Source organism: Bacillus infantis NRRL B-14911 (assembly GCF_000473245.1).
GTDB classification, from domain to species: domain Bacteria; phylum Bacillota; class Bacilli; order Bacillales; family Cytobacillaceae; genus Bacillus_AB; species Bacillus_AB infantis.
On record NC_022524.1, the window covers coordinates 3410020 to 3427364 of the forward strand.

General features: G+C 47.4%; 18 protein-coding genes. All 18 read right to left on the reverse strand.

What is annotated here, in order from left to right:
• Window positions 1-55 precede the first annotated feature (55 nt).
• Window positions 56-532 carry a transcription elongation factor GreA gene (gene greA / locus N288_RS17315; protein ID WP_009791707.1) on the reverse strand — a complete coding sequence of 159 codons (477 nt, stop codon included), beginning with the start codon at window positions 530-532 and terminating at the stop codon, window positions 56-58.
• Between the two features lie 166 nt (window positions 533-698).
• Window positions 699-1334, reverse strand: a complete 636-nt coding sequence (gene udk, locus N288_RS17320) for a uridine kinase (RefSeq protein WP_009791706.1) — start codon at window positions 1332-1334, stop codon at window positions 699-701.
• 4 nt (window positions 1335-1338) lie between these two features.
• Window positions 1339-2607 carry a peptidase U32 family protein gene (locus N288_RS17325; RefSeq protein WP_022544216.1) on the reverse strand — a complete coding sequence of 423 codons (1269 nt, stop codon included), beginning with the start codon at window positions 2605-2607 and terminating at the stop codon, window positions 1339-1341.
• 47 nt (window positions 2608-2654) lie between these two features.
• Window positions 2655-3584 carry a peptidase U32 family protein gene (locus N288_RS17330; RefSeq protein ID WP_009791704.1) on the reverse strand — a complete coding sequence of 310 codons (930 nt, stop codon included), beginning with the start codon at window positions 3582-3584 and terminating at the stop codon, window positions 2655-2657.
• Between the two features lie 5 nt (window positions 3585-3589).
• Entirely contained in the window at window positions 3590-4228 is a 639-nt protein-coding gene (locus N288_RS17335; protein WP_009791703.1) for an O-methyltransferase, read from the reverse strand.
• 409 nt (window positions 4229-4637) lie between these two features.
• On the reverse strand, window positions 4638-5771 hold the full coding sequence (gene mltG, locus N288_RS17340; RefSeq protein WP_009791702.1) for an endolytic transglycosylase MltG: 1134 nt from the start codon (window positions 5769-5771) through the stop codon (window positions 4638-4640).
• Window positions 5772-6141: 370 nt separating this feature from the next.
• The gene (locus N288_RS17345; protein WP_009791701.1) at window positions 6142-6429 is read right to left on the reverse strand and encodes a DUF1292 domain-containing protein; all 288 of its coding nucleotides are present in this window, start codon (window positions 6427-6429) and stop codon (window positions 6142-6144) included.
• 12 nt (window positions 6430-6441) lie between these two features.
• Window positions 6442-6858, reverse strand: coding sequence for a Holliday junction resolvase RuvX (gene ruvX, locus N288_RS17350; protein WP_022544217.1), 417 nt, complete (start codon window positions 6856-6858; stop codon window positions 6442-6444).
• A gap of 6 nt (window positions 6859-6864) precedes the next feature.
• Window positions 6865-7131: an IreB family regulatory phosphoprotein gene (locus tag N288_RS17355; RefSeq protein WP_009796225.1), complete on the reverse strand. Its 267-nt coding sequence runs from the start codon at window positions 7129-7131 to the stop codon at window positions 6865-6867.
• A 127-nt stretch (window positions 7132-7258) separates the two neighbouring features.
• Complete coding sequence (gene alaS, locus N288_RS17360) at window positions 7259-9892, reverse strand: alanine--tRNA ligase (protein ID WP_009796224.1); 2634 nt, start codon at window positions 9890-9892, stop codon at window positions 7259-7261.
• A 418-nt stretch (window positions 9893-10310) separates the two neighbouring features.
• Window positions 10311-11381 (reverse strand): AI-2E family transporter, encoded by a 1071-nt coding sequence (locus N288_RS17365; RefSeq protein WP_022544218.1) that lies wholly within the window; start codon window positions 11379-11381, stop codon window positions 10311-10313.
• Between the two features lie 73 nt (window positions 11382-11454).
• Entirely contained in the window at window positions 11455-11589 is a 135-nt protein-coding gene (locus N288_RS24840; protein ID WP_022544219.1) for a YrzQ family protein, read from the reverse strand.
• 17 nt (window positions 11590-11606) lie between these two features.
• Window positions 11607-11798 carry a hypothetical protein gene (locus N288_RS17370; protein WP_009796221.1) on the reverse strand — a complete coding sequence of 64 codons (192 nt, stop codon included), beginning with the start codon at window positions 11796-11798 and terminating at the stop codon, window positions 11607-11609.
• Window positions 11799-11853: 55 nt separating this feature from the next.
• On the reverse strand, window positions 11854-12327 hold the full coding sequence (locus N288_RS17375; protein ID WP_022544220.1) for a PRC-barrel domain-containing protein: 474 nt from the start codon (window positions 12325-12327) through the stop codon (window positions 11854-11856).
• A gap of 350 nt (window positions 12328-12677) precedes the next feature.
• The gene (locus tag N288_RS25430) at window positions 12678-12839 is read right to left on the reverse strand and encodes a hypothetical protein (RefSeq protein WP_009796218.1); all 162 of its coding nucleotides are present in this window, start codon (window positions 12837-12839) and stop codon (window positions 12678-12680) included.
• Window positions 12840-12900: 61 nt separating this feature from the next.
• Window positions 12901-15321, reverse strand: coding sequence for an SF1B family DNA helicase RecD2 (gene recD2 / locus N288_RS17380; RefSeq protein ID WP_009796217.1), 2421 nt, complete (start codon window positions 15319-15321; stop codon window positions 12901-12903).
• Between the two features lie 43 nt (window positions 15322-15364).
• On the reverse strand, window positions 15365-16015 hold the full coding sequence (locus N288_RS17385; protein WP_009796216.1) for a tetratricopeptide repeat protein: 651 nt from the start codon (window positions 16013-16015) through the stop codon (window positions 15365-15367).
• 195 nt (window positions 16016-16210) lie between these two features.
• A complete protein-coding gene (gene mnmA / locus N288_RS17390) occupies window positions 16211-17323 on the reverse strand; it encodes a tRNA 2-thiouridine(34) synthase MnmA (RefSeq protein ID WP_009796215.1) in 1113 nt (370 codons plus the stop codon).
• Window positions 17324-17345 lie beyond the last annotated feature (22 nt).

The window sequence follows — 17345 nt, forward strand, 5'->3', positions numbered from 1 at the left end:
AAGTGTTGACGAGGTGTGCCCATTTCAAACCATATTTATGAAAAAGACTGGTTCCTTATTTAATGCTTGTAATGCGGACGCTCATATCCCCGCCCGGTGTCTGAACTGTCACTTCATCCCCGACCCTTTTGCCCATCAGGCTTTTTGCGATTGGAGAATCATTGGAAATCTTTCCTTCAAACGGATCTGCCTCTGCACTTCCGACAATTGTGTAAGATTCTTCTTCTCCATCCGGAAGTTCAACAAATGTAACAGAGCGTCCTAGTGTCACTGTATCGCCGCTTGCCTCATCCTCTTCGATGATCTTTGCATTGCGGATCATATTTTCAAGGGTAGTGATGCGCCCTTCTACAAATGCCTGCTCTTCTTTCGCTGAATCATATTCAGAGTTCTCGGAAAGATCGCCGAAGCTGCGGGCGATTTTGATACGCTCTACAACATCTTTACGCTTTACTGTTTTTAAATGCTCCAGTTCCTGCTCAAGCTTTTCTTTTCCAGCCTGTGTCATTGGGAATACTTTTTCTGTAGCCAATATCCTTCACTCCTTCTAGAATCACAACCCCCATTTAGATTGTGCATTGGTAAGTATGTAAGCATCTGCTTTATTCGCAAATGCACAGGAGCGCGTCCTTTTGACAAAGGGCGCGCATGCTTTCTGTTCATTAGACTTATCTTAACATTTTTTCTATGCTATTGTTTCATAAAAATGACTTTTGTTCAAGAATTGTATGAATTTTTGTTACCATCAGGTCAATGGCCACATGGTTATGGCCGCCCTCCGGGATGATGATATCTGCGTATCTCTTCGTCGGCTCGATGAATTGGTTGTGCATCGGGCGTACAACATTGACATATTGCTCAATGACTGAATCCATCGATCTGCCCCGTTCCTTAATATCCCTGAAAAGGCGCCTGATGATGCGCAAATCTGCATCGGTATCCACAAAAAGCTTCATATCCATAAGGCTGCGGAGCCTTTCATCCTCCAGTACAAGTATGCCTTCTAGGATGATGACATCCTTTGGCTCCACATGGATGACGTCAGTGGACCTTGTATGCATGGCATAATCATAGACAGGCTTCTCAATGGGTTCATAGCTCTGCAGCTTTTCGATATGCTCAATCAGAAGGTCGTTATCAAATGCAAGCGGATGATCATAATTTGTTTTCAGCCTTTCTTCAAAGGGAAGATGGGTCTGATCTTTATAATAATAATCCTGCTCAAGCATTAAGATCGAATGACCCTTAAAGCTTTCATAAATCGCTTTTGTGACACTTGTCTTTCCAGAGCCGGATCCGCCGGCAACACCAATAACAACAGGTTTGCGATTCATTATGTTAAAACTCCTTCCGCATCATGTTGTTAGGGTATACCGGCTTGTCCAGTTTAAACTGGACGATTTGCAGCGGATGGCGGGCAGCGTCAAGCTCGTTGCCTTTTTCATCCCAGATTTTATCGACCACCTGTGTAAAGTTCTCGATTTCCGGGCCGAAAAATTCCACTTCCTGCCCCGGTGCAAATTTATTGCGCTGCTGAAGTGTGACGATTTGCGTTTCTTCATTATATCCAAGGACCAGGCCGGCAAAATCATTGGTCGTCTTTTTGCTATGATTTCCAAACATCTGCTCTTTATACCCTGGTACCCCTTCAAAGAAGGCAGGCGCCGTTTCCCTGTTCGCACACTTGTCCAATTCCTCCAGCCATTCCTGCCTGATCACAAAATTATCGGGATCCGCACAATAAGCATCAATAACCTTGCGATAAACACTGACAACTGTAGCCACATAATGGATCGACTTCATGCGGCCTTCAATCTTGAGGCTGTCGATGCCCAATTCAATCATGCGCGGTATCGATTCTATCAGCTTCAGATCCTTAGGGCTCATGGCAAAAGGTGCATCCTGTTCCTGGAATAACGGCACTTCCTCAGAGCCTTCCAGCTTGTACAAATCATAATCCCAGCGGCATGACTGGCAGCAGCCTCCACGGTTGGAGTCCCTTGCTGTCATGTGGTTGCTCAGCGTACAGCGGCCTGAATAGGCGATGCACATTGCGCCATGGATGAATGTTTCAATTTCAATATCCACTTTTTCCTTCATTTCACGGATTTCTTCGGCACTAGTTTCCCTTGCAAGCACAACCCGCTCAAGCCCTTCTTCCTTCCAGAACTGAACGGCCTTCCAATTTGAAAGTGACTGCTGGGTGCTCAGGTGAACCTCGATTTCAGGGGCAACCCTGCGGCAGGTTTCAATGATAAGGGGATCAGCTACGATAATTCCAGCCACTCCCGCTTCCTTGAGGCCGAGAAGATAGTCCTCAAGCCCGTCAATATTTTCGTTATGGGCAAAGATATTGGTCGTTACGTAAATTTTTGCACCATAGCTCTTCGCGAACTCTACGCCTTCCTTCATTTCCTCAAATGTAAAATTGCCGGCATTTGACCGGAGCCCATACTCCTGGCCGCCGATGAAAACGGCATCTGCGCCATAGTGTACGGCAATTTTCAGCTTTTCCAGGTTTCCGGCCGGAGCAAGAAGCTCAGGCTTTTTGACGATTACCCTTTTGCCGTCCACTATTTGCGAGATATTATCTTTAATTGCGTTCACGATAAAACCTCCTGATTATAAGTCAAAATAGGCTTAATAGTTTTGAATTAATATACGGTTTCTTTAAAGAAGAAGCCTGTATCCAGCGGCCTGCTGGCAGGCTGGATTTCTTCCGCCGCGTTCAGCAGGTCATCTTTCACTTCTTCGTATTCTTCCGGACTTTCTGTGCACAAATCGATTGCTTTGCGGTAGAGCTTTGTGATTTCCAGGATATAATCTGCAGATTTTAAGATACCGTCAATCTTGAATGAATCCACACCGGCCTCGACCATTTCCTGGAGCTCATCAATAATGCAGATATCATTAGGGCTCATGATATGGGTCCCGTTTGCGTCTTCAAAAATCGGATATTTATTTTCCCGTTCTTTATCATGAAGGAACATATTCTGCTCTTTCGCCCGGTTTTCGACCTTCATCGCTTTTCCCTGGTATTCATAATAGTTCCCGAGAAGGGAGCGCTTAGATTGGAACATGGCAGTCATGCCGTGAACCTGGACCTCGATTTCAACTTCTGCGTTTTCCTTGATTTCAATAATCGAATCCATATTGATTTCACGGGCAAGCACAGAGCGCTTGGCACCTTTTCTTCCCCAGTAGTTGCATGTATACCAGTTTGTGGCTGTTGTTTCTGTATTCCAGTGCAGCTTCATGTCAGGTGCTGCCTCACGTGCTGCCATCAATACAGCCGGATCGCCGAAAATAACCGCGTCTGCCCCTGATTCCTGCACAAAACGGATATAATCGCCAAGCTCGTCCACTGTTTCATTATGGAAAATGGCGTTCATAGCCACATACACTTTTTTGCCTTTTGAATGGGCCAATGTGATTGCTTCTGCTACTTGTTCCCTGCTGAATTCGCCGGCCAGCCTCAGGCCGTATCTCTGCTCGCCAACTACAAAAGCGTCTGCCCCAGCTTCCGCAAGCGGGATGATATCTTCTGTACCTGTTGGAGTAACAAGCAATTCAGGTTTTTTCATTATGGTCACCTCTTTTTACTGATTGCAACGCCGTCGCCGACCGGAAGAATGACAGTATCATAATCCGGATGGTTCATCAGCCATGCGTTGAACTCGCTGATTTTCTTCACAAGACTGCGAATGCGCTTATTCTCGATCTCACTTTCACAGACTAGCCCTTTAAACAGGACATTGTCCGTTATGATCAAGCCGCCATCTGATAGCTGACGCGCATAGATCTCAAAGAATTTTTTATACTGGCCTTTTGCCGCATCGATGAATACCGCATCGTAAGGACCATATTTTAATGTTTCTCCCTCGAGCTCAAGGGCGTCACCCTCAAGCAGGGTGATCTGGTCTTCCCGGTCTGCAGCCCTGATATATCCGCGGGCCGATTCAATCCGCTCTTCATCCCTTTCAATTGTCACAATATGTGCATCAGGGATCGCGAACGACATCCGGAGAGCAGAGTATCCTATTGCTGCACCAACTTCAAGTATTTGCTTCGGCTTTTGAATCCTGAGCAGCTGGAGAAGCGCTTCTATCCCCGGCAGCTCCATGATGGGTACACCATTATCTTTTGCATACTCCTCCATCTCAAGGAAAAGTCCCGGCCGTTCAGGAATCAGTCCCTCTATATATCCATGTACTTTATCTGTCAGCAAGCAGTCTTCCCCTCCATCCTTTTACCGCCTGCAGCCCTCCGTTTCAGGCATGAAAAAATAGCGCACAACAGAGCGGATGTTTCGCAAAGCCTTAAGGAAGGCCGTACAGAAAAGGGCTTAAGTGTAGCCAATCCATGCTTGTCTGTGGTTCACGCTATCACACATGCGTATGAATGATGCACAGGCTTACTGTGCAGAAAGATAATAATCGCTATATAGGCATCTGCCGGCAGTTCCGCTGCAGCGTGCCGGGCAGAAAGAATCCGCCAATTAAACAGTCTGTATAAAACACTTGAACTATTTTACCATAAACAAAAAGGGAATGCGAGTGTTTCCGCATTCCCTTTTTCTGGCCTCCCGAAACGCTTCTGAAGCAATTGCAGCACGTGCCGGGAGCCCTGAGTCATTTCTAATTATTTGTTATGTGTTCTGCTTTCTTCTCATTATGCTCATCAAGTGTGCTGGAGAATAGGACTTCTCCCTCCGGGGTGGCAAGGAAGTACAGGAAATCCGTGTCCTCCGGGTTAAGGGCCGCTTCAATTGACATGGTGCCTGCGTTGGCGATCGGACCAGGGGTCAATCCCGTGTTTTTGTACGTATTGTACGGTGAGTCCACTTCAAGGTCCTTATAAAGGACTCTCGACTTGTGTTCTCCCTTTGCATAAAGGACTGTCGGGTCAGTCTGAAGCGGCATGCCCGTTTCAATCCTGTTGTAGAATACGCTGGCGATTTTATTCCGGTCCACCTGCTGGGTAGCCTCTTCCTCGATGAGAGAAGCCATGGTCAAAAGCTGGTGCGGAGTCATATTCTGCTCTTCTGCCTGAGGGCTGTACTCTGCAAGCACCTCTCGTGTCTTATCGAGCATAACTTTCACAATCTCTTCCATAGTTGGATCTTCTTTATAAAATGGGTATGTTGCAGGGAAGAGATATCCTTCCAGCGGATATTTGATATTTTCATTCAGTATTTCTTCTGTCAGCACCTCTGGATATTGTTCCATCAATGTGCTGATGAATTCCTTATCATTAAGCTTGGCAAAAACATCCTCTTGCTTCTGCCCGGTTTTATCGGCAATAATACCGGATATCTGGTCAAGCTGATTGCCTTCAGGAATAGCCAGCTTAAACACGGCTTCCTGCACGACCTTTCCAGTCTTCAAGCTTTCAATAATTTCAGGGATCGTCATTGACGGATTCAGAGGATAATCCCCTGCCATGAATCCGGATTCGTTTTTAAGCTTAACATAATACTTGAAGACGCGGGCATCCTTGATGAGCCCTTTATCCTCCAGCAGGCGTGAGATCTCGCCAACGGAAGACCCGATCGGCACTTCAACGGGAATTTTCTTCTTATTGCCCGGATCAGTTGGCTCAAGAGCCGACTTTATGTAAAAGTAGCCTCCTCCGGCAACCAGGCCGACTGTAAGCACAAGGACTGCCGCAATGATCAGCACAATCTTGCGGACTACCTTTGCCTCACTCTGACGCTCCAGCATCTTTTGCCGAATCAGGTCTTTTTTAGAATTCTTTTCTTCAGCAGACATCTAATCCCCCTCAGTGTACAGGATTCTAAGGCTGTTTGGCCTGTTCCTTTATATAATCTCGCATTATTATACTATACTTTCAAAATCAGCGTGCGAAATTTAGCGAAAAACCAAAAATTTTCCACTCTTTTCCTTGAGAAAAGCGTAAGCGCCTTGCTCACCCTTAAGGAACCCAGCCTAATAACGCCACGTCCTGTGGCAACGCCTGCATGACACCCATCCCCGGGGGCCTTAAGACAACCCCCCCCGGAAAGGCGTTCTTTTTGGGAGGATTGTCTTGTGACCTCGAGGGGGCAGGCCCAGCTGCTAGACAGTGATTAAATTAGAACAGAAAAGAAAAACCGGTCCCTCTAAAGGACCGGTTCAGCTCTTATTCTTCGCCTTCTTCTTCATCAAGGAAGGTATTGAGCATTTCCTCAATCATATCCCACTCTTCATCTGTTTCAACCGGCAGCAGGTCGCCTTCTTCACTTTCCCCAGGCACATATGCAGAAGCATGGATCTCGATGTCATCCTGATCATCTTCATCTGCTCCTACAGGATAGTATAATACGTAAGACTTGCCAAATTCCTCAGAGTCGAATGTGAAGAGCACCTCACATAATTGTTCGTTGCCGTCTTCATCTACGATTGTAATGTTCTTTTCTCCGTGTTCCATTATGCCACCTCATCATTTCCGGCTGTCCAGATATCCTTGAAGGATCATGCTGGCAGCCATTTTATCGATTACTTTTTTCCTTTTTTTCCTGCTTACATCAGCTTCAAGCAAAACGCGTTCTGCTGCCATTGTAGTCAGGCGTTCATCCCAAAGGACGACAGGAAGCCCGAAGAGCCTTTCTAGCTCGCCGGCAAAAAACTGGCTTGCTTCTCCCCGGGGACCAATCGTCCCGTTCATGTTCTTAGGGAGGCCTACCACAATGGTGCTGACATCGTACTCTTTAATTATTTTACCTAATTGATCAAAACCAAACTCTTTTTCTTCTTCACTAATGCGGATGGTCTCCAATCCCTGCGCAGTCCAGCCAAGCTCATCGCTCAGCGCTACGCCTACAGTCTTGGAACCCACATCCAGCCCCATGCTTCTCATAATAGTCTATCCCTCTCGCTGCTGCTTTAAATACGATTTGACCAATTCTTCAATTATCTCGTCCCGTTCAAGTTTCCGGATGATATTTCGTGCATCTTTATGGCGCGGGATGTATGCAGGATCTCCTGAAAGAAGGTACCCGACAATCTGGTTAATGGGGTTGTACCCTTTTTCTTGAAGTGCTTCATAGACTTGCAGAAGAACATCATTTACATCATGTTCAAATGGCTCCTCAGGAAAATTGAATCTCATTGTCTTATCAAATGAGCTCATCACATTACACCTCGCTTTTCTGCATTGCGGCCGGAACCGGCACAGCTCATGAAGCTTGTACCGGCTTTTCGGCCCCGCACAGCAAATGTTAATAGTTACCTACATTCTACACTACTTTCAAACGATATCAAACGGATTTTACCCATTCTTCCACAAATTGAAGCGCACTTTCCAGTTTTTCAGGATCTTTTCCGCCTGCCTGTGCCATATCCGGACGGCCGCCGCCTCCTCCGCCGCAGCGTGCTGCCACCTCTTTGATGACTTTTCCGGCATGATAGCCTTTTTCGATATAGTCCTTTGTCACAGCTGCGATGAGATTCACTTTCCCTTCATTCACACTGCCAAGCACGACAACTGCCGAACCGAGCTTCTGCTTCAGATCATCCGCCATATTGCGGAGGTTGTTCATATCTGCTGCCTGAACCTTTGCAGCCAGATAAGTGATCCCATTCTCTTCCTTGGCTTTTGAAACAAGGCTTCCAGCTTCAATATTGCCCAATTTGGCTGAAAGGGATTCATTTTCGCGCTGAAGCTGCCTCATTTCGCCGAGAAGTGCATCCACCCTGGAAGCCACATCCCGCGGGCTCGACTTCAGTGAAGCTGCGGCTTCGGTCAGGATATTGACCTGTTCCTTAAGAAGCTTGTAAGCTGCTTCGCCAGTCGCTGCTTCAATCCTTCTTGTTCCTGCGCCTATTCCGCTTTCAGAGATAATCTTGAACAAACCAATGGCCGACGTATTGCGGACATGGCAACCGCCGCAGAGCTCAAGGCTGTAATCGCCCACTTGGACCACTCTGACAACATCTCCGTATTTCTCTCCGAATAATGCCATTGCCCCCATTGCCTTCGCTTCATCGATTCCTTTGTTTTCTATGACGACATTCAGGCTGCTCCAGATCTTTTCATTGACGATTTCTTCGATTTTTTCCAGTTCATCTTCCTTCACTTGCCCGAAATGGGAGAAGTCAAAGCGAAGGCGGTCCGGACCAACAAGTGAGCCTGCCTGGTTTACATGCGTGCCAAGCACATCCTTGAGAGCCTGGTGCAATAGATGGGTAGCTGTATGGTTCTTAATCACTTTGTTCCGGGAATCCGGATCGACTTTCGCCGTGACGCCGGCTTCGGTTTCCAGAATGCCGCTTTCCACTACTGCACTATGCAGGTTCTGGCCGTTCGGCGCTTTTTGGACATCTTTAATGATGACCTTAACCCCTTCGCCCTCAAGAACGCCATTATCGGCAATCTGCCCGCCGCTTTCTGCATAGAATGGAGTCTGGTCAAGAATCAGCTGCACTTCTTCGCCTGCCCCGGCTGCTTCGGCCACTTGCCCGTCCTTGATGATGACAGCGACGACAGATTTTGCTTCAAGTCCCTCATAGCCGACGAACCGGCTTTCAGTCTTGATGTCGCCAAGCACACCTTCCTGGACCTTCATAGAGCCGACGTCCTGGCGTGCTGTACGCGCGCGTTCACGCTGGCCTTCCATTTCAGCTTCAAAGCCGTCCTGGTCGATCTTCATGCCTTCTTCTTCGGCATATTCCTCTGTCAATTCAACAGGGAAACCGTAAGTGTCATACAGGCGGAATACGTCCGAGCCCGGAATAATATTGCTGCCCTTTTCTTTTTCCTTCTTAATGACAGATGAAAGGATGGAAAGGCCGTCATTCAAAGTCTCGTGGAAACGCTCCTCTTCATTCTTGATGACCTTTTTGATGAATTCGGCCTTTTCCGTTACCTGCGGGTAGAAATCTGCCATGATTTCCCCGACAACATCTACCAGCTCAAACATGAATGGGCGGTTAATATTGATCTGCTTTGCATAGCGGACTGCCCTGCGAAGGAGTCTGCGCAGTACATACCCTCTGCCTTCATTGGAAGGAAGGGCACCGTCCCCGATTGCGAATGCAACTGTCCTTATATGGTCAGCTATAACCTTGAACGCTGTGTCCTGTTCATTGCTTTCCCCATATTTGCTTCCTGAAATCTTCTCCACTGCATGGATGATCGGCATGAACAGGTCTGTATCAAAGTTTGTTGCCACGTTCTGGACAACAGATGCCATGCGTTCAAGACCCATGCCTGTATCAATGTTCTTCTTTGGGAGCGGTGTATAAGTGCCATCCGGGTTATGGTTGAACTCGGAGAATACCAGGTTCCAAACCTCGAGGTAACGCTCATTTTCGCCGCCTGGATAAAGCTCAGGATCATTTTGGTCATCCCCATACTCTGGTCCCCTGTCATAGAAAATCTCGGTGTTCGGTCCGCTCGGGCCTTCCCCGATATCCCAGAAGTTGCCCTCAAGGCGGATAATCCTTTCTTCAGGCACTCCGATTTTATTCGTCCAGATGCTGAAGGCTTCTTCATCTTCCGGGTGGATGGTGACTGACAGCTTTTCTTTGTCAAATCCAATCCAGCGCTCATCCGTCAGAAACTCCCATGCCCAGTCGATTGCTTCTTCCTTAAAATAGTCGCCGATCGAGAAGTTCCCCAGCATTTCAAAGAAAGTGTGGTGGCGCGCCGTTTTGCCGACATTCTCGATATCATTTGTGCGGATTGATTTTTGGGCGTTGGTAATCCTTGGGTTTTCCGGTATCACCCTGCCATCAAAATACTTCTTCAATGTTGCCACACCGCTGTTGATCCATAGCAATGAAGGATCATCGTGGGGCACAAGTGGCGCACTCGGTTCTACAGAATGGCCTTTTTCCTTGAAAAATTCTAAAAACAGCCGGCGTATTTCTGAACCTGTAAGATTTCTCATTAGAATTTCCTCCTGATCTTATTTTGCCGCCATTGCTTCAAGTGCAGGGCAGCGAAGAATTCTTTAAAAACAACACAAAAAGCCCTCATCCCTGGACAGGGACGAGAGCTTGCTCGCGGTACCACCCTGATTACGAAAGTAAACTTTCGTCTCTCAAGCTCCTTAACGCGGAGAACGGCAGGGATTAGCTGCACTCAGGATTAGCGTTCTGTTATTCTTCATCCGGAATCCTTTCAGCCGCGGAATTCCTCTCTGGTGCACCACTTATAAAAGAGATGCCAGGATGGTCTATAACATACTCGATCCTTCTTCATGTTGTTCTTATCTTCAATTATCGTATAGTCGCATTATACTGATATGAAAATTGATTTGTCAATCTGTTCTTTTCAGGCGGTTTCATTTTTACTCCTGACATCCGCTATTCGGCTGCCGGTTTTGCTGTAAAGTGCCTTCTCGCATGGATGGCGCCTACTTTAAGGACGGCCAGCACTGGAACTGCCAATATAAGGCCGGCAACACCGGCGATTTCCCCGCCTGCCAGCAGGGAAAACATAATAAGGAGCGGATGCATATGCAGGCTCTTGCCTACAATCAGCGGAGACAGGATGTTTCCTTCCAGGAATTGAAGAACCATGACGATGACTGCCGCAAAAATGATCATTTTTACTGACATGGTAGAAGCAATCAGTACAGCCGGCACCGCCCCGATGATCGGGCCAAAATAAGGTATAACATTCGTTGCCCCGATGATTGCCCCTAAAAGAAGCGGATACTTTATGCCAGCAATCCAGAAGAACAGGGAACTCAACGCACCGATGACTGCACATACAAGCAGCTGCCCCCGTATATAGCTTCCCAATGATTTATCAGCATCCCGAAGGAACAGGCTTCCGCTTTCCCTCCATTTTTTTGGCGTGAGATACCAGACTGCTTTTTTCATCAGCAGGAAGTCCTTCAGCATATAAAAGGATATAAACGGAATAATGATCAGAATCAAAGCAAAGTTCAGAATAGCCCCTGCAAATGCCATCGCCCTTGAGAGAAGCCTGTCAAGAGAGGCTTCTAGCGACTGGATTCCTTCATCGATCCTGAGCTGGACAGGCTCAGGCCATTGGGACGTCTTCGACTGGAGAAGAAGAAGCCACTCCCGGTACTGGTCGGCCAGCTGCGGAGCGTGCTCAGCCAGGTCCCTGATCTGGACTATAATGGCCGGAAGCCCCTTGTAAAGCGCATAGCCTGTTCCCCCAAAGAAAAGGGTATAGATGATGATGACGGCCAGGCCGCGATGGAGGCCTGCTTCATGGAGACGCTCAACTACCGGATGAAGAAGATATGTAATAAACGCTGCAGCTGCAAATGGAAAGATAATAATAAAAAGCGTCCTGATGACCGGGAGCCACAACGGCTGAAGCTTTAAAAATGTAAATAAGACAATGAAAAGCAGCAGAAGGAAACCAAGCCTGTAAAACCATTTCAACCGGATATCCATTTTTCCCACCTCATTTGTAGTGTGAAGCAGGAAGCTTAAAATATGCAAAAATCCCCCGGAATGGGGGATAGAATCATGAAAATGAACGAACAATCCTGTTTTGAAGTTTCTTCATCTGCCTTGAAGACATGATGTCATTTTTTTGTATATAATTTTGGGCTGCCATTCCGGCGCCGATGAGAAGAGCTGTTGTCATTAGTCTGTTCATGCTGTCACCTCTTCTATTCATAGTATATAGCGGCGGTCATCTTCATCAAACAGGTCATCCAGGGAGCTCAGGGTCCCGTCTTCCTCTACCTGATGGGTGCTGATGACTCCTTTTGACAAGGACAGCTCAATGAAGCAGCTCCAGCAATAATATTGGTTTATCCCGATTTTTCCAATATCTTTGCTTTGGCAGTTAGGGCATTTTAACATATGGTGGACACCTCGCATTGTTTGGCAAGCCAGCCTGTTCAGATAGAGCAAACGGCTAATTCTTAGCGTTAACAATGATGGCATCTTTTCCAAATGCAGGCGGTTCATCTGAATTGACTACCTTTTTTCCTTCGGTTATATCCGAAAAGAAGCCATCTGATAACTCATACCCTACAATCGTGCCCAATTCTTCCAGAAAATATACATCCTCCAGAAGGCCGAGCTGCTCCCCCTCACGGGAAATCAGCATCTTACCGCAGATCCGATGCTGATTTTCAAAGGTATAGCCGGAAAGACGTTTTACCGGAGAAAGCCCGGAAGCTGTTTTAATCATCACTCCGCCGCTGCCAAAGCTTGCAATGGATGCAAAGGGAATCAGAAAATTTTTCTTCAGAAATGCGCCTTTGCGGAGGAGAAGACCGGTGATGCTTCCTTCCTCTGAAATGCATATATCATGCACTTCACCGACTGAAGTCCCGTTCTCCATGTCAAAGACAGGCATCCCTTTCAGCAAGGAAAAAGTCCGCAAAGATCGTCCCACCTTCCCGAACATTATTATTGTCTGCCCCCGCCCTTGAATTATGAGGCTAAAAATTTACCTTAACTAACAGGAACAAAAGTGTAAGCGCCTTGATCACCTTAAGGAACGCAGACTAAGAACGCCACGTCCTGTGGCAACGTCTGCATGACCAGCTTCCTGGGGGCCACAAGGCAAACCTCCCGGAAAGGCGTTCTTTGCCTTTTTGGGAGGTTTGCCTTGTGACCTCGGCGCAGCTGCTGGACGTGGATCAAGAGTTGGAAATTTTCCACAAGTCTTTCAAATTGTAAAATCTTTAACAGAAAAAACCTGCCAGGCGACTGCGCCGGACAGGTTCATTCTCATTCTTTTTCAGCTCTTTCAATGATTTCATTTCTTTCTCCGCCATCTGAAAGCTCTTCAGAAAATTGGAGTTCTTCTCCGTTTCCGATCAGCTCTGATGATTTAATTTCTGCTGCGGGGAGATTATTGTTCGGAGCGCTTTCCTGATTCCATTTTCTCATTTGCCAGCACCTCTATAACTGAAATAGTGATATTCTTCAGTCTGTTCAGGAATCTGCCGGATTATGCTTTCTCTTCCAAAAAGTCATAAGGAGTGATGGATCCCATGCCTATCATGGGATCTGCATTCATGAGCTTTACTTCGTATGGAACCTCTTCGGCTTCTTCGCCTGCTTCTTCCTGGCCTGTCTGCTCTGGAGCTTCCCCAAGTGCATCCTGAAGCCGTTTTGTCAGGGAAGTCAGCCTTGCCTGCTCTTCCGCCCTCTGCACCCCGGATCTCAGCGCTGATTCTTCACCGCAAAGGATGAGAAACTGTCTGCTTCTCGTAATGGCTGTATAAATCAGGTTCCTTCTGAGCATGCGGTAATAGCTCCGGACGATCGGCATAATGACAATCGGAAACTCACTTCCCTGTGATTTATGGACAGAGCAGCAGTAGGCAAGCGTAATCTGGCTGAGGTCCTGCCTTGTATAGGTTGCTTCGTTACCATCAAAAGAAACAACGATCATATCCTGCTTTTCGGTATTTTCCTTTGCATAGAAGACAGATACAATTTCGCCCATATCGCCGTTAAATACGTTATTTTCCGGCTGGTTGACCAGCTGTAGGACCTTATCGCCCACCCTGTATTTCACATCACCGAAAGATAGCTCCTTCCTGGTGCCATCAGGATTGGGGTTTAAAATTTCCTGAAGGATCTTATTCAGATTATCAATTCCTGCCGGCCCCCTGTACATGGGAGCGAGAACCTGAATATCCCTGGACCTGTAGCCTTTTTTCCTGGCATTCAGGACTACCTTTTCAACCACATCGGCAATCTGGGCAGGGCTGCACTTAAGGAATGATCTGTCGGCCTGCTGGACCGCGATATCATCAGGAAGACCGCCTTTTTTGATTTCGTGCGCCAGCTCAATGATGGATGAGCCTTCTGCCTGCCGGTAAATATCTGTCAGCCTGACAGTGGGCACTTTTTCTGAAAGAAGCAGATCCTTCAGCACCTGGCCGGGTCCGACTGAAGGCAACTGGTCTTCATCTCCTACCAGGATGACCTGGATGTTTTCCGGCAAAGCCTTGAACAGCTTGTTCGCCAGCCAGATGTCTACCATGGAGGTTTCATCGACTATCAGGATTTTCCCTTCCAGCGGATTGTCTTCATGGTGGTCAAAGCCTTCCGTTCCATTCCAGCCGAGCAGCCTGTGGATCGTTACAGCAGGAAGGCCGGTCGATTCGGACATCCGCTTGGCGGCCCTTCCTGTCGGGGCGGCCAGGAGGAACGGGAAAGGCTCTTCCTTTTTATAATCCTTCGGTTCCAGTGAGCAGCCATGCAGCTCAGCGTACAGTTCGACTATACCTTTGATGACTGTTGTCTTTCCCGTTCCCGGTCCCCCCGTCAGGATAAGCATGGGACTCATCAGAGCGGTCTGGATTGCTTCTTTTTGCGAAGGGGCGTACTGCACACCTATCCTTTCCTCAAGGCTGCCAAGGGCAAGCAGGAACTCCGACTCAGGGAATTGTTCATCATACTCGGTCTGCTGCAGCAGCCGCTTGATGCTCGTTACAAGCCCCTTTTCAGCAAAATAAAGTGAGGGCAGATAAATCCGTTTATCTTCTGCCATGATCTTGCCTTCTTCTTCGAGCTTGATAACTTCCTGGGAGATGGAGCTGTATTCTATCTGATCTCTTTTATTTTCCTCAAGAAGCGACCTGGCTTTTTCCAGGAGGGTGCGGGCATGCACATAAACATTTCCGTTCTGCATGCTTTCTGTTTCCAGGATATACAGGCATGCCGCCTTGATGCGGTCAGGATGGCTTCCTGAAATGCCAAGCTGGTAGCCAAGCTCATCCGCCCTGCCGAAGCCGATGCCTTCAATATCCTCAACCAGCTTGTATGGATTGGTCTGCAGAAGCTGGACCGTCTCATCCTTGTACATCTGATAAATCTTCATGCTCAGCTGGGGGCCGAAGCCATATTGATTCAGTGCAATCATTGCCTGTTCCAGACCCTGATGCTCCATAAGTGTGTCGTAAAGGAGCTTTGCTTTTTCAGAAGGTAGTTTCGGGATCTCGTCCAGGAGGGAGGGCTGGTTGAGGATTCTGGAAATCGCATTCTCCCCAAGTTTATCTACGATAGATTCTGCCGTCTTTTTCCCGATGCCTTTAAAAAGCTCGCCGGAAAGATAGCCTACTACGCCCTGCTTGGTCTGGGGGATATCCTTTCGGAAATGATTCGCCAGGAATTGAAGGCCGAATTTCGGGTGCTCCTTGAATTCCCCATAGAAAATATACGATTCATGGTCATGCACCTTCGGGAAATAGCCTGTGATGACAGCTTCCTTGTCGTCATATTCATGATTCGTCTCTTCCACCCGGATCCGGAGCACTGTATATAGATTTGATTCATTATGAAAAATAGTCACAAGATGCTTCCCTTTGATGAATTTGCCCTGTTCGGCAAAAAGATCCAGAGAATCCTGCTTCTCCATCATTATTCCCCCTTCCTAAAAGCAGGCTGATTTTTTCGGTTTGTCAGCTTTTTTCAATCAATTTCTTGCCATATCCAGCAAGCATGTGATCCGGCTGGATTTCCAGTGCTTTATCGAACATTGCAAGCGCCTTTTCAGCTTCTTCCTTGAATCCATATGCTACACCAAGATTGTAGTAGCCATCGGCATGATCAGGGTCAATTTCCACACAGCGGCTGAACTGGACGATTGCTTCGTCAATCAATTCCTGCTGGGCAAGGCAGAGTCCGTACTGGAAATGGGCTTCAGCATCCTCCCCATTCAGTTCAGTGCTTCGCTGCAGGTAAGGCAGAGCCAGCCTGGCCTGATCCAGCTGCATCAGTGTGAGTCCGAGCATGAAATAATTATCGGCTGATTCGAGCCCCTTTCTCATTGCCTGTTCAAACATATTTTTGGCCAAATCCAGCTGGTCTGCTTCGAAATAAAGATTGCCTGCACTGTAATAGGCAGCAGCGGCATTTTCATCAATTTCAATGGCCTTTTGATAAAATTTAAGGGCTTGTTCGTTTTCCCCAGCCGCGGCAAGAACATTGCCCAAATTTATATATGAAACAGGGTCAGTGCTATTTTCACTGATGGCCTCCATGAAGACCTTGGCAGCTTCCTCCCATTTCCCTTCTCTCATAAGCTCAATTCCATGCTGGTTTTTATCCATATAAACCACTCTCCATCTATGTAATGCAAGGAAGCACGCGCAGATGCGTCCCACCCTGTTTCCTTAAAAAGCAATATTGCACCATAAGGGCGTCTGCAGAAATTATATCATAAAGACGCGGCCGATTTCTGCTTGGCATAAGCCGATACTTCATTCCAGAAAAAAGCCCCGATTCCTGCTGGACCGGGGCATTGCTCAGCCGACATATGTCAGCATTTGTTCATTGTTGAATACGCGGTCGATTGTTCCGCCTCCAAGGCAGACTTCGCCATCATAAAACACGACAGCCTGGCCAGGTGTAACAGCTCTGATAGGCGAATGGAAGGTTATCTTTGCCTGTCCATTCTCAAGCAGTGTGACTGTTACTGAATTATCCGGCTGGCGGTATCTGAATTTTGCTGTGCACTCGAAAGTTTCGCCTGGCGCTTTTGAAACCCAGCTGACCTTGTCAGCAATGATGGAATCAGAATAGAGCTTTTCATTGTCGAAGCCCTGGCCAACGTATAAAACATTGCGCTTCAGGTCCTTCCCGATGACAAACCAGGGATCGCCTGCACCGCCGATGCCAAGTCCATGGCGCTGGCCGATTGTATAGTACATCAAGCCGTCATGTCTCCCTACCGTTTCGCCTTCCATTGTTTCCATGCTGCCGGGCTGTGCAGGCAGATAGTTGCCGAGGAACTCTTTGAAATTGCGTTCGCCAATAAAGCAGATTCCTGTACTGTCCTTTTTCGCAGCTGTGGCAAGACCGGCCTTCTTGGCAATTTCCCTTACCTCGGATTTCTCTATGCTGCCGATCGGGAACATGACCTTGGAAAGCTGCTCTTCAGTGAGCTGGTTCAAGAAGTAAGTCTGGTCTTTATTTTCATCAAGTCCGCGCAGCATCTTCACGCCATTTTCCCCATGCTCCACTCTCGCATAATGCCCTGTCGCGAGGTAATCTGCACCAAGGCTCATCGCGTGCTCAAGAAACGCTTTGAATTTAATTTCCTTATTGCACATCACATCAGGATTTGGCGTGCGGCCTGCTTTATATTCATCAAGAAAATACGTAAATACTTTATCCCAATACTGTTTTTCAAAATTAACAGCATAATAAGGGATGCCAATCTGGTTGCAGACCCTGATGACATCTTCATAGTCTTCTGTTGCGGTACAGACGCCGTTCTCGTCTGTATCGTCCCAGTTTTTCATAAAAATGCCGATAACATCATAGCCCTGCTCTTTAAGAAGCAGTGCGGCCACAGATGAATCGACACCTCCTGACATTCCGACGACCACCCGGGTATCTTTAGGGGATTTTGCCATCTTCCTCACCTCTCTTGTGTTT